Here is a 23,159-nt window from a genome sequence, read left to right as displayed (position 1 = left end):
CTCGGACACCCCTTATTTTTTGGCTGTATGCTTCTTGATGGCAGGCATGATTTCTGCAGCGATAAGCTCAATATTTTTAGCGATTTTATCGAAAGGCACGCCGCCAAAATCGATTTGCGCCATAATGCGCTGGTGGCCAAATAATTCATATTGATAGAGCAGCTTCTCGATGATTTGCTGCGGGCTGCCAAGCAGTAATACATCGCGATAATCCGTAGACCGCGCGAATTGCTGCTTGGGATAGCCGACCCCGCGCAGGGCTTCCATACCGGAATTCAAGTGCGGATAGTACTCACGAACCGCGTCCTGTGAATTTTCCGCTGTATAGAATAAAGTCGTGGTTGCGACAGGCAAAGCTGCCGGATCAAAGCCGCTCTGCGCAGCTGTCTCACGATAAGCATCAATGATGGTTTTCGAATGGGCTGCAGGACCGCCAAGCTGCGCCAGCATAATCGGCACTCCTGTGTATCCCGCTTTGATCGCACTGGCTGTCGTACCGCCTACCGCACGCCAAATGGGAATATGGCCATTTTGAGGCTGCGGAAAAATAGGCGCATTTGCTAGAGGCGCACGGAATTGGCCTTCCCATGTTATGGTTTCTTCGTTATTCAACTTCAACAGAAGCTCCATTTTTTCTTCAAATAATTCTTCGTAATCCTTCACATCGTAACCAAGCAGGCTGTATACCCCTACCCTTGAACCCCGTCCGGCGACAATTTCAGCCCGGCCCTTTGAGATTAAATCAAGCGTAGCGAAATCTTCATAAACACGGACAGGATCGGACGTACTCAAGACCGTTGCCGAGCTGGCAATTTTGATTCTTTTCGTTGTTTGGGCAATCGCTCCCAGAAGCACCGTGTGCGCCTGTGTCGTAAAATGCGTCTGGTGACTTTCACCGACAGAAAATACATCAAGCCCAGCCTCATCAGCCAGCTTGCTTGCCTCAATAAATTCCTGAATGCGCTGTTCAGCGCTGATCATTGAGCCTGTATGCGGGTTCGGAAGGTGATCCCCAATCGAATATAAGCCGAATTCAATCCCTTTATCCGGATCAATACGGAATTTTTCCATGCTGCTCTCTCCCTCTCCATTTAAGGTAATTATTATAACTTGACTAGTCAACTGATAAGGTAAAAAAATTTACTCGGGCGGTATTTCTTTCTTTTGGCTGTGCTTATGGACGCGCGTCATCAATGAATACAGGGTTTGTTGTTCTTCTTCGCTTAGCACGTCGTCAAAAAAGGACGACTGGAAGGCAGATTGCTCGGGAAAAGCTTGTTCAAGAATAGACTCGGCTTTCATAGTGAGGCTGATTGTCTTCGTTTTCCAGTCATGCTTGCGTACAATGTAGCCTTCTTTCTCAAGACGTACAAGCATACGCGAAATGCCGCCCTGCGTAACCGTCACTTTCTCGGCTAATTCCATCTGACTAAGCGGCTGAAAAATGCGAATTTGCATAAGCACATCAAACTGGGCGGTCGTTAAATCAAAACGTTTTAAAAATTCATTCGACATCTGATTGCTTTGGTTCGTAAAACGCGTTAGACGTACCCAGATTAAAGACCCTAAAGTATGATTACGTATTTCGCATTCCCCCATCCGTAATGTTATCATCACTTTACTACTCAATTGATAAAAAAGCAAGAGGGGTCTGTTAGCAGATTTTCAGAAAATAATCTAAAAAGGCCTTCCTGAAAAGGGAGGCCTAGAATACGCCAATTATAAGCGATGCGGACATTGTTATGTGTTTTATATTCTCATCGTATCCGCGCGCCAATTCTTGATCGCCGCGTGTATATCGGCCGGCTTCAAACCCTCAGATGCCGCCCGTTCGCACAGCGCTGGAAATTCCTCATCGCCCGCATTGCGCAGCGCGATAATCTGGGCGAGCTTAATCCTGGCGTCCAGCGTCCGTCCTGTCAGACGGTAATGACGGAACTGCTCCTCCATGCGCACGATCCGGTCCTGCGTCCTGGTCGCATACGGGCGGATCCGCGAGACCACAAACAGCAGACAGAGAGCGAACAGGAACAGCAAAAGTGCGAGCGAGATTTGCCCATCCTCCTGAACAAAAGCCTGCACCAGATAAACGATGGACCAGATGAATACAATCAAGGCGAGCGGTACGGTGACATAATGATAAGCCCAGTCAAAGCGCAGCGACTTCCCTTTGTTCTGTTCGCTCATAATAAACATCCTCCTCAAAGTATGTATGATTCCACTAACAAATTGCCTTTATCTACATCATACCACCTGGTCCTCAGCAAACGTCCTGCTTATGGAGAAAAATATGCTTTTACTTGTCCAAATTATGTCACCCCGCACAAAAACGAGCCGCCCCGGGCTCCCGGTTTGCGGCTCGCTTCTTTGCTGGTTTATGTATCCAAGACCGGTCGGCATCCGGTCTCTTATTCGTATTCGGCAAAGGGATCCGGTATCTCGATCCGGTAGGCTTCGGCATCGCTGACGCCTACGGACAGCATGGCACGGCCATTGCCCAGCCTTACAAGCCCTCCGCTGAAGATCACATCCTCCAGGTCCGGACGCTTCCCCGGACCGGTGGGGAAATCGCCTCTTGCGGCAATAATTTTCAAAGGCGTTTTCTCCAAGGTAAGGGGATTCATGGCAAACACACAGGAATAATAATGCTTATGGCTTTGCTCGTCGAAACAGGCAATATGCCCCAACACCCCTACCAGCCCATTCTTGAGCAAATGGGCCTCATTCGCCCCTCCCCATTCTTCAGGGACAAATTGATCCTGGAGAATCTCCGCATTGTGGAAGGTTTGCTCATTGAGCTCATCCAGAGAACCGATAATGGTAAAGCCGATCTGCCCTCTTCCGCCTCTGGCTCCTTGAGGTCTGGTGAATACGCCGACTCGGCCATCGAGCAGCTCAATCAGCCGGATATCCTTCATATTGGCCGGACCGGACGAGAAGTGGCAGAGGGAATCGATATGGGTGCCCCGGTAAAATTGCGTGCACCAGGAGATAATCCGGCGCGGATTGTCTGCGGCGGTCACCAATTCAACGCCGCCGAAAACCAGCTCACCCTTGATGAGAGCCACACAGGGATCCTGCAAGTTGTACGTGTGGGTATGAGCCCTTGGACTCCATACATGATCCGCGCTCTGCGTGAAGAAAAAAACCTGTGAGAACTCGCTGTCCCGCTCCTCGACCCGGCCCATGATGACTTCTTCCCCGTCATAATGGAACGGGGCTGTAATATTATACACGTCGCGCCCGCCGACTCCCGAGAATATAAGCTTCTCGACCTTTGTGGCGCGCGGGGCCGCATAGAATTGTTTTAACAGCTGATTGGCGGTTTCCGGCTTGGTTTTTTTAATAATCATTCATATTCTCCCGGTGATCATTCATATCTTGTTAATGATCATTCAATTTCTCCTGATGTGAAGCGCCGTCATATCTAAGATCATTACCTTGATCATAATCCTCGATGACGATAAGCTGCCCTGGCGGGACATTGAAGTACGTACATAGCCTTAGCAGCAGATCACGGGGATACTGAACCATTTCATCCTTGTACATCCGGCGAATGGAATCAAAGTGATAATTAACATCCTTGGCAAGCTTGCGAATCGACAAATCAGGGTCATGTTTCTCCATGACGCTCTTCAAATTGCTGCGTATGGCTGGCATTCCAGCACCTCCTACAACAATATATATGGAATGCACAGGCCCGTCAATAATTTGACAAGAAAAAATGGTCATGTTAGGCTATAGGAAGGGAAACTGACTCTACGGCGCTCATTTTGCAATAAACGGCTTGCTTTGACGGCTTTACAGCTTGTTGAAGCGATTTAAGCACCTGCTCCCTTTGCTAAATAAATATTCGCGCAAATAATGAAGGAACCTATACTTCCTTATATTCAGAATTATTCAAGAAGAAACGGCTATCACCGGGTTCGGTGCAAAAGATTTTCTTCCCTTCTGAATATAGGCCAAAGCTATGGGAACTTTAATTTTCCGAATATTTAAACAAAATAACCTCTGCCATTTTCAGAAAATAAAGAACCTTTTTATTTTCTTTTTTTATTCCAATTTCAATGCATCACAAAATAGGGGAGGCTCTTGTATGAACAAAAACAACAGTAAAAATGTGGTGTTTCTGGGCACCAGCTTGCCGCGGGAATGCGGCATCGCCACATTTACACAGGACTTACTGGATCAATTCGCAGCAATCCAGGGCTTTAACCGTCCGCGCATCATTGCGGTCAACGACAATGAGTCTTATTCATACGGCGAACAAGTCATTCATCAAATCGATCAGCACAGCCTGCCGGATTATCTGGAGGCTGCCGACCTCCTCAACCTTTCCGATACCAATCTGCTTGTCATCCAGCATGAATTTGGCATATACGGAGGGGAAAGCGGCGAATACCTCCTCCCATTCGTTGAGAGATTAAATATTCCCTATTTGGTTGTTTTTCATACCGTGCTCACCGAGCCCAGCCGCAAACAGCGCCTCATCATGAGAAAGCTCGCTGAGACCAGCGTAAGGGTCGTCACGATGGCCCAATCCACCGTACATGATTTGCATACGATATATGGCATCGATAAGGATAAGATCGCATTTGTTCATCATGGCGTCCCTTATGTCGAGACGAAATCCAGACTGGAGCTTAAAGCGCAGTATGGATTCACAGACCGGAAAATTCTCTCTACCTTCGGGTTCCTCAGTCCGGGGAAAGGGATTGAATATGGAATTGAAGCGATGCAGGGTGTAATCGCCAAGCATCCCGAATCCCTGTACATCATTTGGGGCAAGACGCATCCCGTGGTGAAACGTGAAGTCGGGGAAGTATACCGGCAGAAGCTGACAGCACTGGTTGAAATTCTGGGGCTGAATAATAATGTGCTGTTCGTCGACAGATTGCTGACACAGGAGGAAGTGATTCAATCCCTGGTCATGTCGGACATCTATATGACGCCGTATTTGGGGAAGGATCAGGCTGTCAGCGGCACATTGGCATACGGTGTCGGTTACGGACGAGTTATTGTCTCCACGCCTTACCGCTATGCCATGGAGATGCTTGCAGGCGGAAGAGGGCTCCTGGCCGGCTTCCACGACTCCGCCTCCCTGGAGGATTGCATCCTTCAGCTGTTGGGAAATCCCGACCTGATTACCGAAATGGAAGCCCGCACCCTTGAATTGGGGACAACGATGATGTGGAGCGAAATCGCCAAACGTTATGCCGCGCTGTTCGAAGAAAGCATTTCCAGCGCCGCAACCCTATCCAACAGGAGTGTGATTTGATGAATATACAGACCGTACCGCAAGTGCAATCCCAGTATATGAACAGATTGACCGACGATACGGGCATCTTCCAGCATACCAAATTCGGCGTCCCTGACCGCTCCAAAGGCTACACCACGGACGACAATGCCAGAGCCCTGATTGCTGCTGTTCTCATGTACAGCATACACAAGGATCCGCAGACTCTGGCTTTGATCCAGACCTACATTTCCTTCATCCACCACGCTCAGAATCCCGACGGCAATTTCCGCAACTTCATGGATTATAACCGCTTCTTCATGGAGGACAGGGGATCGGAGGACTGTCAGGGAAGAACCTTGTGGGCGCTTGGCTTTACGCTATCGCATTCCTGCGTACCGGATAATCTGCAAAACACCTGCCGCTACATGATCAACCAGGCGCTGCCGCATGTGCACACCCTCGGATCGCCCCGCGCCGGCGCCTATGCCATGGTGGGACTCAGCTTCCTGCTGGAGACCCCGCGCGCCTGTGCCTATTCCTTTCCTTATCCTTATGCGGAGAACAGCAGCGAAGCCAAGGCGTTCCTGCCAAGCTCGGATATCGCCCAGCTTATTGAGGAAATGGCGGAGCGGCTGCAGGACCAATTCCGGCAAAATAAAGGCGGCGGCTGGAACTGGTTCGAGGACAGCCTGACTTATGGCAATGCCATGCTGCCTTGGTCTCTGCTCAAAGCCGCCCGTATCAGCGGCAGAGCCGATTTCAAGCAGACGGCCAAGGAGAGCCTGGACTTCCTGTCCTCCCGCACCTTCTCGCCGGAAGGGTATTTTAAGCCAATCGGCAGTCACGGCTGGCAGCTCCGCGAGGGAGAAGCCGCTCCCTATGACGAACAGCCCATTGAAGCCTGCGAGATGCTGCTGGCCTGCAAGGAGGCGGCTGGGGTCCTGGAGGATTCCTCCTATTCGAAAAAAGCGGCCTTGTGCTATGAATGGTACCTCGGTCACAATTCTCTGAATGTCTCCCTGATCGACCCGCAAACCGGAGGCTGCTATGACGGCATTCACGAGAGCGGCCTGAATCTTAACCAGGGCTCAGAAAGTATTATCTCCTACTCGATCGCCCATCTGGTGACTCATTATGGATAAGTTCGTCACGATACTTGCAGGCGGAGGCGGCACGAGATTCTGGCCGCTGTCCAGACAGGAGACACCCAAGCAATTTTTGAACATCAGCGGCAACGATATTATGCTGAATGAGACCATTGAACGCTTCAAGGGCATTATTCCTCAGGAAAATACGGTCATCGTCACGAACCGCTCCCAGTCGGTATTATTGGAGAGCATTATGCACAGCAGTGTGCTGAAGAGCAATATTCTCATTGAGCCCGTTGCCCGAAACACCTCCGCGAGCATTCTCTATGCCGCCCTGTTCCTAGAGAAGCAGCATGGCGATTCTCTCATGGTTGTCCTGCCGTCCGATCATCACATTACCAATGATGCGCAGTTTAGACAGACGCTGGACGAAGCCTGCACGGTAGCCATGGAGACAGACAAGATCGTCACGATCGGTATCAAGCCTTCCTTCGCCTCCACCGGGTACGGATATATCTGCTACGAGAGCAAGCCTTTTATGACCGTTCCCGCCGCCGTGCATGAGGTCAGCGAATTTGTGGAGAAGCCCAATTTCAAAAAAGCGCAGACGTATCTCGCTTCCGGCAATTATTTGTGGAACAGCGGCATGTTCATCTGGAAAACATCGGTTATCATCGATCATTTTCAACGGTTTCTGCCCCGGCTGTTCAAGTCCATGCTGCCGCTCCGCAATCATCCGGGCGGCGAAGAGTTAACGGCATTGCTCAATGAAATTTATCCAACGTTGCAAAATATTTCAATCGATTACGGCATCCTCGAGCGCAGCGCTGACGTGGTTGTGATATCAGGCAATTTCGGCTGGAATGACATCGGCAGCTGGGATACGCTGGGCGCCATCTTCCCTCCCGATGACGATGGCAATATTGTCAAGGCAAATTACCTGGGCATCGATACCCGCAACTCCATTATTTACGGCAATGGCCGGCTGATAACAACGATCGGGATCGACGGACTGATCATAGCGGACACGGGCGATGCCCTGCTGATCTGCCCCAAGGATAGAGCCCAGTCCGTCAAAGAGATTGTCGATATGCTGAGGGAAAAAGGTATGACGGAGTATATGTAACCTTCCCGCTGCTGAACGTTGCAGCCAAAACCCCCTAAGCGGCTGCTTTCGGGGGTTTTGGTCTGCATAGGCACGCGTGCGGCTGGCAACCGCATCTCGCGGGGGTCATACATGAATCATGCTGGTTCATCGCTCCCCCTACAGGTTGGCTGACCGGCTATATTTCGCTTCATGGATCATTTTCAGCATAAGCGCATCACAAACAGCCCGCGATAACATGATGCGGGCTGTTTGACGTTTGCGGATAAGAGGATTCACAACATGCGCATCTGCCGCCGAAGCGCACGGCATCAGAAGTCAGAGCATACCCAGGTTGCGGGAATGCCGCTCCTAGCGGTTGTCCACCTTCTCGGGATACAGATCATGCTGGAGCAGGCGATGCTCGGCCATCCCTTCATATTTTGTACCCGGGCGGCCATAATTGCAGTAAGGATCGATTGAAATTCCGCCCCTCGGCGTGAATTTGCCCCACACCTCGATATAGCGCGGCTGCATCAGCTCGATGAGATCATTCATAATAATATTGATGCAGTCCTCATGGAAATCGCCATGGTTGCGGAAGCTGAACAGGTACAGCTTGAGCGACTTGCTCTCTACCATTTTCAAATCGGGAATGTAGGCGATATAGATGGTTGCAAAGTCAGGCTGTCCCGTTATCGGGCACAGGCTCGTGAACTCCGGACAGTTGAATTTCACCCTGTAATCCCGGTAGGGATGCTTGTTCTCGAAGGTCTCCAATATCGATGGCGTATAGGTGGAAGGATACTGCGTCCCCTGGTTGCCAAGAAGGCTGATCCCCTCGCGTTTCAATTCCTCGCTGCTTCTTGTCATCCGTTCATTTCTCCCCTCTCTTGGTTAAAATCCCCGCTTGTTGCCCCAAAGCCAGGCATGCAGCTGCGGCAGCACCCGAATCCTGGTCAATTCCGCCGATGCCATAACCTGCTCCACCAGCCACATATACTTGGACAGGAGTGCCTGCAGCAGGAGTGATGTATCCTGCTCCTTCACATCCTCGTTGCCAGCCTGCACATAGAAAGGCACCCCATTGTAACGCTGATGGGTGGAAATCGCATACTGCAGATCCGTTTCATCAAACACAACGACCTTCAAGCTGAAATTCCGCTCTTGAGCGCTGAGCTTGCCGACAATCGTATCCAGCACATCCCAGTCCGTTTTCATGCCGGAGCTTGGAGGTTTGGGTGACAGCGTCAGCTCGTCAATGTGCAGAAACCAGTCCTGCCAGATGCTTCCCTGGGTCTCCAGCGCCACTCCGATTCCACTGCCGTGCAGAAGCTCGATCAGCTCGTTCAGATGGGGCAGCAGCGCCGGATTGCCTCCGGATACCGTTACATGCGAGTAGGTGTCGCCCGCGATGCTGTCTAGCTCGGCGGCGATTTCCGCTGCGCCCAACATACGAATCTCCGCCTTGCCCGAGCCGTCCCAGGTAAAGGCGGAATCGCACCATGAGCACCGGTAGTCGCATCCGGCCATGCGCACGAACATCGTTTTCTGGCCGATGACCATTCCCTCTCCCTGTACGGTTGGACCGAATATTTCAATGACGGGGAATTTGCTAGGAGCCATAGGAACCTCCCGCTGCTGGACGGAACACCACGTAGCTGGTCGGCGTCTCCCGCAAAAAAATCTGCACGCAGCGCGGCTTCGCCGGCATACGGTCCAGAAATTCCTGAATAAGCTCAAACATCGTACGGGCGACGATCTCCGTAGTCGGATACCGGTCTGGGTCCTTATCGCTGAATAACGCGGTGTGCTCATTGAGCAGAGAATGATCGAAACGGTCATGGATCAGCCTCTTGATATCGGAGAAGTTGACGAGAAACCCGTTCTCGTCCAGCTCATTCCCGGCAATGGTCACATTGGCGAAATACGTATGTCCATGCATATTGCCGCAGTGCCCCGCGCCCGGACCCGGAACATAATGGGCGGCGGCGAACTGCATATCCTTGTTAAGCTCGTACTGATAGGGATGCTGGGTGGACGGATAGATTTGTTGAATCATAAGCGCCGTCCCTCGCTTTTGGCCGCTTCATATTCCCGCAGTCCATTGGCGCGCAGCAGGCACGCCGGACATTCTCCGCAGCCGTCCGCGATGATGCCGTTATAGCAGGTTAACGTATGATTCCGCACCTGCCCGAATACGCCCAGGTCATCCGCGAGCTGCCATGTCTGCGCTTTGGTCAGCCACATGAGCGGCGTTTCAATGACGAATTCGTAATTCATGGAGAGATTCAAGGTCACATTCAGCGATTTGATGAATACATCCCTGCAATCCGGATAACCGCTGAAATCGGACTGGCTGACGCCGGTTATAATATGGCGCGCACCCTGCTGCTTGGCCAGTACCGCGGCGAAGGACAGGAACAGCAAATTCCGCCCGTCCACAAAGGTCGAAGGAAGCTCTCCTTCCTTCTGGTCAATGGCAATATCATCTCTTGTCAGCGCATTCGGCGCCAGCTGGTTGATCAGGGACATATCCAGCACATGCTGGCGGATGCCCAGATCAGACGCAATACGCGCTGCGCATTCCATTTCAAGCTTGTGGCGCTGCCCATAATTGAAGGTCACGACCTCCACCTCGCGGAAACGCCTCATGGCGTCATACAGACAGGTCGTGCTGTCCTGCCCGCCGCTGAAAACAACAACTGCTTTCTGCTCATTCATTATCATCTTCCTCTCCTATTCTGCCATTACCGAGCAAAAGCTTATAGAGATGCTAAGTACCGCATCTACTCCTTTCCCGGCCGGTCTTTTCCAGCGATACAGCTTCTTCCTTCGAATCGCATATGATGGGAATCAATATTTTCGGCATAAAAAAACGGCACCTAAGGAGGTACCGTTTCCTTAGTTTTTTATAGAGGGTGTTGCTAGAACCTCTCCCACAGCTGCCGTGTTTTAGCAACACATCCTGTGGATTTTTATGCTGTTGCTGCTTATTGTAGCACTAACTGGGGGCAGGGGACAATACTACCCATTTCCAGTTTTCGCTCTTACGGCATGCAGTGGACTGGCTTCGCTTGCGGCCTTTTTCCTGCTTTTGGCATCCGGAAGGACAAGCAGCGCGGGCAGAAGCATAGGGAGAAATATATAACAGAGCACGATCAGACCGACAATGACGGCACTGGCCAGCTCCACCAGCAGGACAAGCCCCGATGGAATGAGCGTTGCGAAGGTTCCGCCGAGAATCACCATGGCCGAAATGATAACTCCGCCAATATGCTTGGCTGCCTGCACGATAGCCGCTCTTGGCTCCATCACGCCCTCCTCCTTGTAGCGCATCATCAGGAAGATGCTATAATCCACACCTACCGCAATGATGATGATGAAGGAGAAGAAAGGGACGAAGGAAGATACGCCATCGGCGCCAATGATATAATGCGTCACAATATTGGTGGCCGTCATCGCAACATAATAGGAAGCGACCAGAGACAAAATAATATAAATGGTTGGCAGAATCGCGCGGATAACCAGCAGCAGCACGAGGAACACCCCGATGATGACGATGATGGCTGTGCCGTTAAAGCTCTCGATCTGCACCTTATTCGTATCATAAGTGGTCGAGCTCGGTCCGGCAGCCCCGTACTCGGCATCGGCAAGCGCCGTTCCGCTCAGGCTCCCGGCCAGCTCCTTGTTGATCTGCTCGATGGTGTCCATGGCTGCCGGAGAATAAGGATCATTGTCCAGCACGACAATGAGCTTGGTTGTTTTACGGTCCTTGGACATAAAGCTGTCCACCGCTTTATTGAAATCCGCGCTCTCCAGCGCCTCGCGCGGAATGAAGAATGTCCTGGACGACTTCAGCTGCGTCAGGAATTCGCCCGTCTTGCCGAGGCCGTCCGAGATATCGCCAAGACCGCTGCCGCTTTGGCCGAGGCCGTCCTTCAGCTGCGTCATGCCCCCTGAGAGCTGGGACAATCCCGTATTGAGCTGCTGCTGACCGTCCTTGATGCTTGCGAGAGCCGCGTTCAGCTTCTTCATATTAGCGGCGATTTCCTTGCTTCCCGAGCTGCCTGCCTGGAGACCCGTTGTCAGCTTGCCCGCGCCGCTCTCCAGAGCCGACAGCCCCGTCACCATCTGCGACTGCGCAGAAGCAATCTGCTTCAGCCCGCCCGCCGATTGGGCAAAGGAGGTGTTCAATTTCACTACATTTCTGTTCAGCTCCTGAAGACCGCCGCTAAGCTGGGCGATGCCTGTCTCCAGATCGGTTCCCGTCTTCTTCAGCGTAATATAATCCTGATCTCCGCTCAGCTCGCTGTATTTGGTTCCAAGGCTGCCGATCAGCCCGTTCATTCCGCCAAGTCCCTGCTGGATGCCGGGAAGCTGTCCTTCCAGCTTTTTGTACCCGTCTGCCAGAGAAGCATAACCGGTTTGCAGTGCTGACATCCCCCCAGACAGCTTGGAGGTGTTCGCTGCGACGGTCTTCAGCCCTGCCTTCAAGGAGGTAATCCCGTTCTTGAGATCCCCCGCCCCATCCGCGCCCTGGCTGATGCCGGAGGATACCTGGCTCAGCGCATCGGTAATTTGCGTGTAACCCTGCTGCACTTCCCCGGTACCCGATACCAACTGCTGGACGTTGGCAAAATCGGGACTCTGCAGCCCGTCATTCATTTGCTGCAGGCCGCCCTGGATCTGATCGACACCATCCTTGGACGCCGCAATACCCTCTGTCACGCTTTCCGTCTGGGTGCTGATATAGAAATCATCAACCGCCTCGCCCTGCGGCTGCGTAATGCTGGACACCTGCTTGATCCCCTCGATGCCCTTGAGCCTGTCGGTCAGCTTGTCAATGACGCCAAGCGATTCGTTCGTATTCAGCGCATTGTCGTCCTTAATCACGACCGTTGTCGGCAGCGCCTGCCCTCTGCTGAAATGCTCGGCTACAATGCTGAAGCCCTTGGTCGACGGATAGCCGTCTCCAAGCTCACCCAGCTGGTCAAAGGACAGCTTCTGCGAGCTGAACATCACCGCTGGGATCATCGCGATGAGAATAACAGCAGTGACCACAATCGGGTGCTTGACGGAGATAGCCGTAAGACCCGCCCAGAACTTGCTTTCCTTGTGGCCTGCGGCCACGTTCTTCGACGGCCAGAACAATTTGGTGCCCAGCGTCTTCATCAGGAATGGAGTCAGCGTGACAATTTCCAGCAGCAGGATGACCGTGCCGATGGCGACCACATTCGCAGACTTGTAAATGCCAAAATTCGAGAAGCTCAGCGCCGCGAAAGCGATGAACACCGTCAGAATGCTGTACAAAATCGTTTTGCCTGCTGTCCGGTACGTGTGGATAATGGCATCGTCAATGGTCCGGCCATGCGATAACTCTTCCTTGAACCGGTTGAACAGCAGAATATTGTAATCCGTTCCGATACCGAACAGAATGAGCACAAGCAGCATCTGTGTGACGCTCGTCACGGGGAAATTCAGCTTATCAATGACCTGTGCGGCAATCCCCATGGAGCACAGATAGGAGAAGCCGACCGCCGCCAGCGATACAAACGGAATAATAATGGAGCGAAACATAATAATGAGAACGGCCAGAATGAAAATAACCGTCAGAATGGCGCTTTTCTCCACTCCGGATGTAGAGGCTTTAATATAATCGTTCTGGATAAAGTCCTCCCCGCTCAAATAATACGGGACCTTCACATCCTTGAGCACCGCATCGAACTGCTCCTGGATCAAATCCACCCCGCGGCCGTCCTTATTCAGGCTGAAGCTGGCCATCAGCGTCGTCCCGTCCCCGGAGATCAGCGATGATTTAGCCTCCGGGAGCGAGAAGGGGTCCAGCAGCTCATCGAATCCAAGCTCCTTCTGGTGGACCTTCAGGTTCGCAATGCCCGCCTCAATGCCCTTCATATCCTCGTCGGATAGTTTATTCTCGTTATGAAAAACGATAATATTGCTCGTGCCCGTCGCACCCGTCATATCCTTCAGAATCGAAGCCGCCATCTTGGAGGGACTGTTATCCGCAAGCGGATCCTGCCCTCTTTCCTGCAAAATTGCATTTACATCCGGTTGAAATACCGTCAGCAGCACAGTGGCCGCGAGCCAAACTATTAATAGAATCCAGCGCCATTTGATGATTTTTTGCATATGCAGCAATTCCTCCCGAATACCCATAGTAAACAGCCGTTCATTATTGAAGCAAAAAAAATTAGATCCTAGCTTCTGTTTATTTTGTCGCCGATACCCGCGAAGTAGATGCGGATCAGCTCATCCACCAGCCGTTCAATCGTATCCCCATCCTCATAATCCCGCAAAATAATGCACATACCCTCCACAATGGTCGCCGCTATCATCCGCGCTGCCTGATTCTCTTCCTCCTGACGCCTTGCGCTTCCGCTGTTCTGGAACGTGTGAAAGGCCTTTTCCAGTATCGAGAAAATGACCGTCGTCAGCTCCTGCTTCACATTCTCATACTTGGAGCCTTCGCTCCTGTTCAGCAGAATGGACAGCTCGGGACTCGACTGGTTGAACAGCTTCACGATTGTACCCTGTATCTTGTGCAGATAGATCAGCGAGCTGCCCGCTTCCTTGGTATGGGTATTGTCCATATCCCGCCTGATCTCCAGCACATATCCGACGAACCTCTCGTAGGTAGGCTGGATGAGCTCATGAAGAATAGCTTCCTTGCTGGCAAAATACCGATAAATATTTCCTGGCGTAATGCCTGCTGTATGCGCAATTTGACGCATAGAAGCATCCCTGTAGCCATGCTGCTTGAATTCCAGCAGGGCAGAGCGCAGAATATTCTTTTTCATTTCTTCCTTGAGGACCTGCATAAATAAACACCCGTTTACTTTTGAATTTATGATTATTATATAGGGCTGCCAAGTCCGGGCGCAAGCCTTCTTCCCTCTGCCAAGCCCGCCATTTTGGGAATGTTCATCAAATGTTCAACTAATAATGGCGTCGAGCTGTTTTTCAGCCCCTCTGCACCCTGACATACAGCTGTCAGGGTGCATGGCTTAAGATAGAAATATAGCAACGAACAAGATAAACCAAACCCGAGGAGGCACTACCAATGACAATGACTCAACCAACATCACAATCCGCAGACACTGAAATCCGTCCTTTCCAGATCGATATTCCGCAGGCTGACCTTGATGACCTGCAGTACCGCTTGTCCCATACCCGCTGGCCTGATGCGCTGCCGGGAGCAGGCTGGAAATACGGCGTGTCGCTCGCGTATGTGAAAGAACTGGCAGAGTACTGGCAGAATAAGTACGACTGGCGCAAGCACGAAGCGCGTCTGAATGAATTCCCACAATTCACGACGACAATCGACGGCGCCCGTATCCATTTCATGCATGTCCGTTCGCCTGAGCCTGACGCGATTCCGCTCTTGCTCACGCATGGCTGGCCGAGCTCTATTGTCGAGTTCCTCGACCTGATCGGACCGCTTGCCAATCCCCGGGCCCACGGCGGCAATCCGGCGGATGCCTTCCATCTCGTGATTCCCTCCGTGCCCGGCTTTGGCTTCTCCGGGTCTGACCTTGAACCGGGCTGGAACATCTCCCGTATCGCCAGAGCCTGGGCAGAACTCATGAAACGTCTGGGTTATGAGCAATACGGTTCTCATGGCAGCGACCTGGGCTCGCTTGTATCCCGCGAGCTGGGTATCCGGAAGCCGGATGGTCTTCTCGGCATCCATGTGCTGCAGCTGTTCTCCTTCCCTTCCGGCGATCCGGCAGAGATGGCCGGGCTGACCGAAGACGATCAGAAGCGCCTGCAATTTCTGGCCAATTTCCATGAGCGGGCAGGCTTCAACGCCATTCAGTCGACCCGCCCGCAGACGCTTGCCTATGGGCAAGCGGATTCACCAGTGGGTCAGCTCGCCTGGATTGCCGAGCTGTTCAATGGCTTCGGCGACCACATCGATTTCATTGACCGCGACGCTTTGTTAACGAATGTTATGATCTATTGGCTGACCAATACAGCCGAATCCTCCGCCCGCCTGTATTACGAGAATGCGCATAATCAGCAGGGCGAGGAAGGGCCGAATACGGCTGCGACCGGCCTGGCTGTCTGCGCCCATGACTTCAAATCCATCCGGCGCTTCGCGGAGCGCGACAATACCAACATTGCGCACTGGTCGGAATTCGACCGCGGCACCCATTTTGCCGCCATGGATGCGCCGGATCTTCTGGCTCCCGACATTCAGGCCTTCTTCCGCCGCTTCAGATAAGAAGGAGCTTGCGGGAAGATTCCAAATTGACGCCTAAAACAAAAAGGATAGAGAATCAGATGTTAATCTGATCGCTCTATCCTTTTTTGTAAGAAAGCCGGTAAAAAAAATGATCGCGCAAACAGCTACTTCTAACTCCGCCAGCTATTTGCAGCTGTTTGGCTTAGCCTTCCGTTCCACCCGCGGCCGCATCGGTGCCGTTCGCCGCATCCGTCCCGCCGGCTCCTTCAGTTCCACCCGCCGCATCGGAACCGTCCGCTGACTGGGAACCGTCTGTCGCGCCTGCTCCGTCAACGCCATCCGTGCCTTCAACACTGCCGGCGCCATCGCCTGTGCCTGCTCCGTTATCCATGTCCTTGTGGCTCTCCACAAATTCAGCGGCATTGAACAGCATTACCGCTGCTTCCTCGCGTGTGATCAGTGCCTGCGGATGGAACTCGCCTTTATCATCCAGCGCTGTCAGCTTGTAGAGCAATGCGCGCTGAATTGTGCCCTGGAAGTCAACCGTAATATCCTTCTCATCTTCGATCGGGATAAACATTTTGACCGTTGGATACTGCCCGGTTTTCTCCAGACCCTGCACGAGATAATGTACGAAAGCTTCCTTGGTCATCGGGGCAATGGGATCAATATCCCCGGGAATATCGAGCTGGTTGGCGCGTGCAGCTACGAAGTTGTCCGCATACCAGGCGTCGCTGGTGACCGTAGTGTAGTAACCTTCTGCTGCAGGCGCCTTATTGAAGTCGATTGCCGCCAGGCTCAGCTGCATGCCTTTGACAACCATGGCGATTCCTTGTGCCGCAGTCAGCTCGGCGGCTGGGCGGAATTCGGTCGACGATATACCGTTGACCATCCCTTTATCCTGCAGGGCTTCAATTTGAGTCTTGGCCATGCTGTTGTCGATATCCGTGAAAGTGCTTGCAGCAAAGGCCTGAGCAGCCACAGACATAATCAGGGCGACTGTGAGCGTTGAAGTTATTACTATTTTCTTCATTTTCATTCTCCTCATCCGGCAGCTTGTTGTGTTTGTTTACCCATATAACGCACACAATCAACCGGATGTTGCAGCTTGGTTTTTCTTTAAGAAGCAGACGAAGCATGCGCAGCCAGATTTTCTCACCGTATTATTACATTTGCTGCTGCTCATCTCTTACACGATCCAGCACCTCCATATACAGGACTTGCATAAACTTTTTGATGTTCACCTTTCCTTTATCTGTTTTTAGATTCTCATCCATTTCCTTCATCTTCAGGCGCACGTCCTGAAAGTCAAAATACAGCGGCGCGTAATGCTCGAATTTGGGATTGCTGTAATCGGTCAACCCAATGCTGGCAAGATTGGTCAAGGCCCCCATGACCGTACGCCGGATCCGCTGCTCCACGGCCTTGCCTTCTTTCTCCGTATCGCTGTCCAAGCCTTTATTCGCCTGGGCTGCGACCTCGTACAGCTCCTTCAGAGGGGGGAGCGTCTCCGGGTGCTGACGATGGACCAGATGCTCCATAATTTCAACAATATCCCGGCTGCCGCCCTCGCCGATAATGCCCAGGTCCATCAGGATCGACTGGATAATTTCACGGGCTGTCCGTTTCTTCGGGCTGCTGCCCAGCTCTGGACTCAGGCTGTTCAACTTCGACAGGGACGCCTTGATTTCGCCCAGATAACAGCCGATCTTCCACTGTTCATGAACTCTAGACAGCACGGCCTCCACTTCCACCCGGTTAATGGGCTTCTGAATATAAAATTCAATGCCCGCCTGATAGGCCTTGCCGATCATTTCTTTATTTTCGATCTGCGAAATCATCACGTATTTGCCTCCGAAGCCATGCTGCTTCAAGTGGTAAATGGTTTCAATACCGTCCTGATCCGGCATCAATAGATCGATCAGCACAACATCCGGCTTCGCGATCAGGATGCCTTTCTCGCCAGTGGTCCCATTCCCGGCCGATATCACAACCTCGCCAAGTCCGCTTTTTTCAATAATGAACTGCAGCATTAACCGGCTCGCGGAATCATCATCGACAATGCCAAATGAGAGCATCCTGGTTCCTCACACTCCTTTTTTCAATGAATCAGTCGAAAAGACCAAAACAAAAGTGGTGTCATCTGCCTGCTCCGATGGCTGCAGACGCAGTTTCCCGCCAAATGCATGCACGATATCCCGGACATGGGACAGGCCGATGCCTGTCGCCGCATAACCCGCCTGATTGAATTTTGTCGTGAAACCAGGTTCGAAAATAATTTCCCTGTTCTGCTCCGCAATGCCCGTCCCCGTATCCGAGACCGCAATCACCGTCTCCGCTCCCTGCTCATCTATTCGTATGCGAACCCGGCCGTCCTTATCAATCGCCTCTACCGAATTGGATACGAGATTATTCAGCACCGTCAGCAGCAGAATATAATGATCGGTGACGTAGTCGGCTCTGATCTCACGCTCCATCCGGATTTCCTTCCGGAGCATCTGGCCGTAGCCGTGATTCGAGCGGAACACAAAATCAACGATTTCCGAGAGAGACATCTCTGTCGTCGTTTTCCGGTCAAACAGCTTCAGCAGACCGGCCAGTATGCGCTGGGAATCCTTCTTCACCTCATGGATCTGCTGCGTAATTTCCAGCATCGAGCGGCTGTTCGCTTTTTCTCCGGATTCGCTCAGCTTGCCGTATAAATTGTGGCTTTTGGCCGTAATCTGCTCAAGCGTGTCCATTGATTTCCGCAAATAAAAGACTTCGCCGTACAGGCCGGAGCCGATATTAAGCATCTGCTCCATTCTTTTTTGCTGCTCGTTATGGACCACCCTCATCTGGCTGATTGTAATGCTGCTGTACAGCCCTACGATAAAGTAGCTGCGCAGCACGGCGGTGGCTCCAAGCAGCAGCCACTGTGAGGAATACAAGTACCGATAACCGAACATGATACTCCGGATAAGAAGCTCCAGCTCATTCGACGTAAATTCAATCAGGGTAATAAAGCCGCCGAGCAGCAGCGGATGAAACTCGGATAATTTGGGCTTGATCCGGCTCATCCCCACTGCAAATATCATATAATAGATTGCCGCAGAGAAGTGGGTATGCAGGCTTGCTTCAAATGAAAACAAATCTAAGAGGTTCACCGCGTCCTTCAGAGTACGGAAGAGAAGCACCATAATACCGGTTGCAATCCCTGTGTACACATAAGGCAACTGCCTCATCAACAGCAGGCACAGCAGAAAGGCGCTGCTTCCGAGGCCAATCCGGAATACCTCTCCGCTGAAAGGCGTTATCTTGAACTCTCCGGCAACCGCGGTCACAATGGCAACCAGAAGCATCTGCGCCCATTCGGCGTAGTGGCGTTTTCGTTCCGGCAAACCGTTTCCCCCTATTCTACTTAGACCAGGATTCGCCAGCCCAATCAGCAGCGGGGAAGCAATGGCTGGATGACGGCAGGCTCGCGTCTGATTCTCGTCACAATAACCTGGATTCGAATCTTCTGGACAGCAGTGATAGGGCATAGTTTACCGTAAAATACAGGATTGCGGCAACAAGCAGCACCGGAAAGACATAATCATAGCTTTGGCCGATGACGATCTTGGAATGGTTCATCAGCTCCGGCAGTGAAATGATGACGGCCAGGGACGTATCCTTCAGCAGGGAAATAAACTGGCTGACAAGCGGCGGGACCATGCGCCGCAGGCCTTGCGGCAGAATAATATGCCACAGGGTGCGAACATAGCTGAGCCCCGAAGAACGGGCCGCCTCGATCTGTCCTTTATCGATGGAACTGAGGCCGCTTCGGACAATCTCCGAAATCATCGCCCCTTCGAACAAGGTCAGCGCCACAATGGCCGCATTCACAACCCCCAGCTTGATGCCGACATCCGGCAGGGCAAAGCGTGTGAAGAAAATAATGAGCAGGAGCGGCAGATTGCGGAGAATTTCGACGATGATGCCGAGAATGGGCGAAACAACCGGCATTTTGGTATAGCGAATCGTGCCGACAATACAACCCAGTACAAAGCTTAATACAATAGAGATAAAAGCGACCTTCAGCGTCACATAGAAGCCTTCCAGGATGAACATAAGGTTCTCTGTGGAGAAAGCATTGGCAAAATCCATCTGTTCCCCCTCCTTCTAGCCGCTGCGGGCCCATTTGCGTTCGAAGTGAAGTGCCATATAGCTCAAAGGAAGAGTCAGCGCCAGGTAGAAGAGCGCGACAAATATATAGGTATCGAAGGTAGCCAGCGTGCTGCTCGCCACCGAATCTGCAAAATACATCAGATCAAGTCCCGCAAAAACACTAAGCACCGACGAGTTTTTCACCAGATTGATGAACTGGTTGCTCAGCGGCGGTATAACAATCTTCACGGCCTGCGGCAGCACAATATACCTCATCGCCTGCACATAGGTAAGCCCAGTAGCCTGCGCCGCTTCCGTCTGGCCTCTGGGGACAGAGCGGATGCCTGCCCGGATCACCTCGGCGATAAAGGAAGCCGTATATACGGTGAGACCAACGGTTCCGCAGACAAACCCGTTCAGCGTAACGCCGAGAGACGGCAGTCCATAGAAAAAAACGAAGACAACCAGCAGCAGCGGGATGTTGCGGATAAACTCCACATAAATCGATCCCAGCCATCGCAGCGGTTTTACAGAGGAAATCCGGAAGATTGCGATCACCGTGCCCAGTACAAAGCTTCCGATCAGGGCAATAACGCTGGAATAAATCGTATTGAGGAAGCCCTCCAAATAAATATCGAAGTTATCGGTAAGGATTGAGAAGTCCGGCATATGCATCCTCCTTGCCATGATGATCTGAATGAGAAGAAGGGCGGCATTAAAGCCGCCCTGTCCCAATCGGTTCGTTTGCTTTATTCTGCCGCTGGCGCTTCCCCGATCCATTGTTCATAGATTTTGTCGTATTCACCGTTAGATTTCAGGGTTTTCAGCCCTTCGTTGACCGCATCCACAAGGGCCGTCTCACCCTTCTTGATCGCAATGCCATACGGCTCATCCGTAAAGGGCTCCCCTACCACTTCATAATTGGCGTCCTGGGCAACCATGCCGTACAGGATCGCGTTATCGGTTGTCAGCGTATCGCCTTGTCCCGCCTTGAGCGCGCTGAAGGCATCCTGATAGTTTTCAAACTCCAGCACGGTAGCGTCAGGCGCCTTTTCCTTGATGTTGTCGACAGAAGTCGATCCCTTCACGGCCAGCACCTTCGTATCCTTGGTTACGTCATCCAGGCTCTTGATCGGACTTCCCTTCTTGACCAGAAGCGACTGTCCCGCTTTAAAATAGATGTCCGAGAAGTCGACTTCCTTCTTCCGTTCCTCCGTAATGGTCATCGTCGCGATGATCATATCGATTTCCCCATTGTTGAGCATCGGCATGCGGGTTTTGGAGGTTACTTCCTTGAGCTCAATCTTGGTTTCGTCCCCGAGGATGATTTTGACCAGCGCTTTGGCGATATCCACATCAAAGCCTTCCACCTCGTCGTTCATCGGATTCTTCAGGCCGAACAGCTTCGTATCAAATTTGACGCCCACCACCAGTTTGCCCCTGCTTTTGATTTCATCCAGCATGGCGGAGCCTGCTGCAGGAGCCTCGCTGCCGGCACCGCTCGTATTCGCATTCTCACCGCCGCTGGCCGCATTTTCGCCGCTGGCCGCATTGCCGCCATTATTGCTTCCTTTGTCATTGCCGCAGCCCGACAGAACCAATACGGAAACCAGCATCAGCATCAGGCCAGCCATCATCCATGGTTTTGCTTTCATTTATACCCTCTCCTTTTACTTGTTTTTGTTCTAGTGGCGCAGCACCCGGTTGAGAAACAAGCGGGCTCTCTCCTCGCGGGGCTGGGTGAAGAATTCCTCGGGCTCCGCCACTTCAATGATCTGACCCTTATCCATAAATACGATCCGGTCCGCCACCTCCCGGGCAAAGCCCATCTCATGGGTGACGATCACCATGGTCATCCCCTCGTCCGCCAATGCCTTAATAACATCCAAAACCTCGCCGACCATCTCGGGATCGAGAGCCGATGTCGGCTCGTCAAACAGCATAATACCAGGCTTCATCGCAAGCCCTCTGGCTATCGCCACGCGCTGCTGCTGTCCGCCTGACAGCTGGGAGGGATACTGCTGCGCCTTTTCCTGAATGCCTACTTTCTCCAGGTAATACATGGCCGTTTTCTCGGCCTCCTGTCTGGAGAGCCCAAGCACCTTCATCGGAGCTAATGTAATATTGTCGATCACTTTCTTATGGGGATATAAATTGAAATGCTGAAAAACCATGCCGATATTGCGCCGCAGCTTGTTGATGTCCGTTTTCTTGTCATGTACGGAGAAATCATTTACGGTCAACTCCCCGCTTTTAAGCGTTTCCAGACGATTGATGCATCGAAGCAGCGTGCTTTTGCCTGAACCGGATGGTCCAACCACGACCACCACTTCACCTTGTTCAATCTGAAGATTGATGTGATTCAGCACATGGAAATCGCCGTAGTACTTTTCAACCTCGCGAAATGAAATCACCGGACCCTCTCCTTTCCAACCTGGATGCTTGCCTGAAGAGCGGCCAAACCTTTTCCCTATCCCTAAACCGTTAGTTATGTGTGAGGGAATATGACGTACAGTTCATTTTGAACCCCAACCTACGCAAACCTATACAATCCGACGCGAATATTCGCAAAACACTTACCCCCAATCTTATGCACATCTTATCCACAGGCAGGGGAAATCTTAATTTCCGACGTCTTCTGATGCCGTGAAAAATTATAAAATCATGTCAAAAAAAGTCCGGACAACCGTCCGGACCCTGCGTCAAATTATGCTTTTTATGATCAGTTTGAATGATAATATTCAAGCGGCGAAAAGTGGTGTCAAGTAATTCTTGAAATTATTTAATATCACTAAGTGATACTGAGTGTTACAAAGAAGTGCGAAATTCGTAACCATTTAAAGGATGTTCAATAACCCACTCTGCGAAAATTTGAATTTTTCTGCAAGTTTCTACCGAATTAAGGGGATTTTGTATCGTCAGATAGACCTCTTAAGGTATTACTTAGTGTAACTTAATAATACTTCATGCCATTTTGTATTTCCAAGAACTTCTTTTTCTCGGAAATTGCGCATCTACGTCCACGCCTCTATATCCTCATCGTCGAACTCATCTTCGACAGTATCCGGGGAATCCGGCTGCTCCGGCGCTGCCGCCGCAGCGCTGTCTTCCGGACTCACAGAGCCTGCCGCCAATTCGCGGTTGGCACTCAATGCGCCATTGTTCAGAGTCTGCAGCTGCGCTGATCCGGAAGAATTCAAGGTGCTGCGTTCGGTTGGAATATAGGCCTGAAGATTACGGACACCGCTCTGGTTTATCTCGTTCTCGATTAAATAACGGAGAGAGTCCATCAAATTGGTCTGTGCGTTAATCCACTGCATGACCGCAGGATCCTCCGATTTTTTTGTTTTTAAGCTGATATTGTCGCCGGGCAGTTTCGTTTTTTTCACGGGATGATCCACCTTCTTCGTG

23 protein-coding genes and 1 riboswitch are annotated in these 23,159 nt (G+C 51.7%); of the genes, 4 read left to right on the top strand and 19 right to left on the bottom strand.

Annotated features, from left to right (window positions below; all coding sequences use genetic code 11):
• Positions 1-12: 12 nt before the first annotated feature.
• From AC0YNV_RS19205 to AC0YNV_RS19185, 5 genes are all read right to left on the bottom strand, one after another.
• The gene (locus tag AC0YNV_RS19205) at positions 13-1,071 is read right to left on the bottom strand and encodes an LLM class flavin-dependent oxidoreductase (protein WP_475769466.1); all 1,059 of its coding nucleotides are present in this window, start codon (positions 1,069-1,071) and stop codon (positions 13-15) included.
• A 69-nt stretch (positions 1,072-1,140) separates the two neighbouring features.
• Entirely contained in the window at positions 1,141-1,584 is a 444-nt protein-coding gene (locus AC0YNV_RS19200) for a MarR family winged helix-turn-helix transcriptional regulator (protein WP_210039304.1), read from the bottom strand.
• Positions 1,585-1,749: 165 nt separating this feature from the next.
• Entirely contained in the window at positions 1,750-2,187 is a 438-nt protein-coding gene (locus tag AC0YNV_RS19195) for a DUF6526 family protein (protein ID WP_475769465.1), read from the bottom strand.
• A gap of 221 nt (positions 2,188-2,408) precedes the next feature.
• Positions 2,409-3,353 (bottom strand): DUF1861 family protein, encoded by a 945-nt coding sequence (locus AC0YNV_RS19190; protein WP_475769464.1) that lies wholly within the window; start codon positions 3,351-3,353, stop codon positions 2,409-2,411.
• 31 nt (positions 3,354-3,384) lie between these two features.
• Positions 3,385-3,660, bottom strand: coding sequence for a helix-turn-helix domain-containing protein (locus AC0YNV_RS19185; protein ID WP_475769463.1), 276 nt, complete (start codon positions 3,658-3,660; stop codon positions 3,385-3,387).
• 436 nt (positions 3,661-4,096) lie between these two features.
• On the opposite strand from AC0YNV_RS19185, the gene AC0YNV_RS19180 reads away from it, so the two are divergent.
• Genes AC0YNV_RS19180 through AC0YNV_RS19170 form a run of 3 tightly spaced genes read left to right on the top strand, consistent with a single transcriptional unit; the run spans position 4,097 to position 7,453 of the window.
• Positions 4,097-5,278 carry a glycosyltransferase family 4 protein gene (locus AC0YNV_RS19180; RefSeq protein ID WP_475769462.1) on the top strand — a complete coding sequence of 394 codons (1,182 nt, stop codon included), beginning with the start codon at positions 4,097-4,099 and terminating at the stop codon, positions 5,276-5,278.
• Positions 5,278-6,381 (top strand): glycosyltransferase, encoded by a 1,104-nt coding sequence (locus tag AC0YNV_RS19175; protein ID WP_475769461.1) that lies wholly within the window; start codon positions 5,278-5,280, stop codon positions 6,379-6,381. Before AC0YNV_RS19180 ends, AC0YNV_RS19175 begins: the two co-directional genes overlap by 1 nt.
• Positions 6,374-7,453 (top strand): mannose-1-phosphate guanylyltransferase, encoded by a 1,080-nt coding sequence (locus AC0YNV_RS19170; protein ID WP_210039205.1) that lies wholly within the window; start codon positions 6,374-6,376, stop codon positions 7,451-7,453. Before AC0YNV_RS19175 ends, AC0YNV_RS19170 begins: the two co-directional genes overlap by 8 nt.
• 330 nt (positions 7,454-7,783) lie before the next feature.
• Here the strand turns inward: AC0YNV_RS19170 and queF are convergent, their stop codons facing one another.
• From queF to AC0YNV_RS19140, 6 genes are all read right to left on the bottom strand, one after another.
• Positions 7,784-8,284: a preQ(1) synthase gene (queF, locus tag AC0YNV_RS19165; RefSeq protein WP_210039206.1), complete on the bottom strand. Its 501-nt coding sequence runs from the start codon at positions 8,282-8,284 to the stop codon at positions 7,784-7,786.
• A 24-nt stretch (positions 8,285-8,308) separates the two neighbouring features.
• The gene (queE, locus tag AC0YNV_RS19160; protein WP_475769460.1) at positions 8,309-9,037 is read right to left on the bottom strand and encodes a 7-carboxy-7-deazaguanine synthase QueE; all 729 of its coding nucleotides are present in this window, start codon (positions 9,035-9,037) and stop codon (positions 8,309-8,311) included.
• Positions 9,027-9,473: a 6-pyruvoyl trahydropterin synthase family protein gene (locus AC0YNV_RS19155; protein WP_475769459.1), complete on the bottom strand. Its 447-nt coding sequence runs from the start codon at positions 9,471-9,473 to the stop codon at positions 9,027-9,029. The genes queE and AC0YNV_RS19155 overlap by 11 nt, the downstream gene beginning before the upstream one ends.
• Positions 9,470-10,141, bottom strand: a complete 672-nt coding sequence (gene queC, locus AC0YNV_RS19150; protein WP_475769458.1) for a 7-cyano-7-deazaguanine synthase QueC — start codon at positions 10,139-10,141, stop codon at positions 9,470-9,472. The genes AC0YNV_RS19155 and queC overlap by 4 nt, the downstream gene beginning before the upstream one ends.
• Before the next feature lie 168 nt (positions 10,142-10,309).
• A riboswitch (PreQ1 riboswitch) is annotated at positions 10,310-10,354 on the bottom strand.
• Between the two features lie 84 nt (positions 10,355-10,438).
• Positions 10,439-13,564 carry an MMPL family transporter gene (locus AC0YNV_RS19145; RefSeq protein WP_475769457.1) on the bottom strand — a complete coding sequence of 1,042 codons (3,126 nt, stop codon included), beginning with the start codon at positions 13,562-13,564 and terminating at the stop codon, positions 10,439-10,441.
• A 68-nt stretch (positions 13,565-13,632) separates the two neighbouring features.
• The gene (locus AC0YNV_RS19140; protein WP_475769456.1) at positions 13,633-14,232 is read right to left on the bottom strand and encodes a TetR/AcrR family transcriptional regulator; all 600 of its coding nucleotides are present in this window, start codon (positions 14,230-14,232) and stop codon (positions 13,633-13,635) included.
• A gap of 263 nt (positions 14,233-14,495) precedes the next feature.
• Here AC0YNV_RS19140 and AC0YNV_RS19135 point away from each other — a divergent pair, with 263 nt between their 5' ends.
• Entirely contained in the window at positions 14,496-15,659 is a 1,164-nt protein-coding gene (locus tag AC0YNV_RS19135) for an epoxide hydrolase family protein (RefSeq protein ID WP_475769455.1), read from the top strand.
• 163 nt (positions 15,660-15,822) lie between these two features.
• Here the strand turns inward: AC0YNV_RS19135 and AC0YNV_RS19130 are convergent, their stop codons facing one another.
• The 8 genes from AC0YNV_RS19130 to AC0YNV_RS19095 all read right to left on the bottom strand — a co-directional run bounded on the left by AC0YNV_RS19130 (position 15,823) and on the right by AC0YNV_RS19095 (position 23,137).
• Positions 15,823-16,653 carry an S-layer homology domain-containing protein gene (locus AC0YNV_RS19130; protein ID WP_475769454.1) on the bottom strand — a complete coding sequence of 277 codons (831 nt, stop codon included), beginning with the start codon at positions 16,651-16,653 and terminating at the stop codon, positions 15,823-15,825.
• A gap of 133 nt (positions 16,654-16,786) precedes the next feature.
• Positions 16,787-17,698, bottom strand: coding sequence for a response regulator (locus tag AC0YNV_RS19125; protein WP_475769453.1), 912 nt, complete (start codon positions 17,696-17,698; stop codon positions 16,787-16,789).
• A 9-nt stretch (positions 17,699-17,707) separates the two neighbouring features.
• A complete protein-coding gene (locus tag AC0YNV_RS19120) occupies positions 17,708-19,000 on the bottom strand; it encodes an ATP-binding protein (RefSeq protein WP_475769452.1) in 1,293 nt (430 codons plus the stop codon).
• 97 nt (positions 19,001-19,097) lie between these two features.
• Positions 19,098-19,748 carry an amino acid ABC transporter permease gene (locus tag AC0YNV_RS19115; RefSeq protein ID WP_210039215.1) on the bottom strand — a complete coding sequence of 217 codons (651 nt, stop codon included), beginning with the start codon at positions 19,746-19,748 and terminating at the stop codon, positions 19,098-19,100.
• A gap of 15 nt (positions 19,749-19,763) precedes the next feature.
• Entirely contained in the window at positions 19,764-20,417 is a 654-nt protein-coding gene (locus AC0YNV_RS19110; RefSeq protein WP_475769451.1) for an amino acid ABC transporter permease, read from the bottom strand.
• Between the two features lie 80 nt (positions 20,418-20,497).
• Positions 20,498-21,403 carry a transporter substrate-binding domain-containing protein gene (locus tag AC0YNV_RS19105; protein WP_475769450.1) on the bottom strand — a complete coding sequence of 302 codons (906 nt, stop codon included), beginning with the start codon at positions 21,401-21,403 and terminating at the stop codon, positions 20,498-20,500.
• Positions 21,404-21,433: 30 nt separating this feature from the next.
• A complete protein-coding gene (locus tag AC0YNV_RS19100; RefSeq protein ID WP_475769449.1) occupies positions 21,434-22,162 on the bottom strand; it encodes an amino acid ABC transporter ATP-binding protein in 729 nt (242 codons plus the stop codon).
• A gap of 600 nt (positions 22,163-22,762) precedes the next feature.
• Positions 22,763-23,137: a hypothetical protein gene (locus AC0YNV_RS19095; protein ID WP_475769448.1), complete on the bottom strand. Its 375-nt coding sequence runs from the start codon at positions 23,135-23,137 to the stop codon at positions 22,763-22,765.
• Between the last annotated feature and the right edge of the window lie 22 nt (positions 23,138-23,159).

This window comes from Paenibacillus sp. JT31N11 (assembly GCF_056269285.1).
Note: the sequence above shows the minus strand (reverse complement) of the source record. Positions and strands in the feature narration are given on the sequence as shown.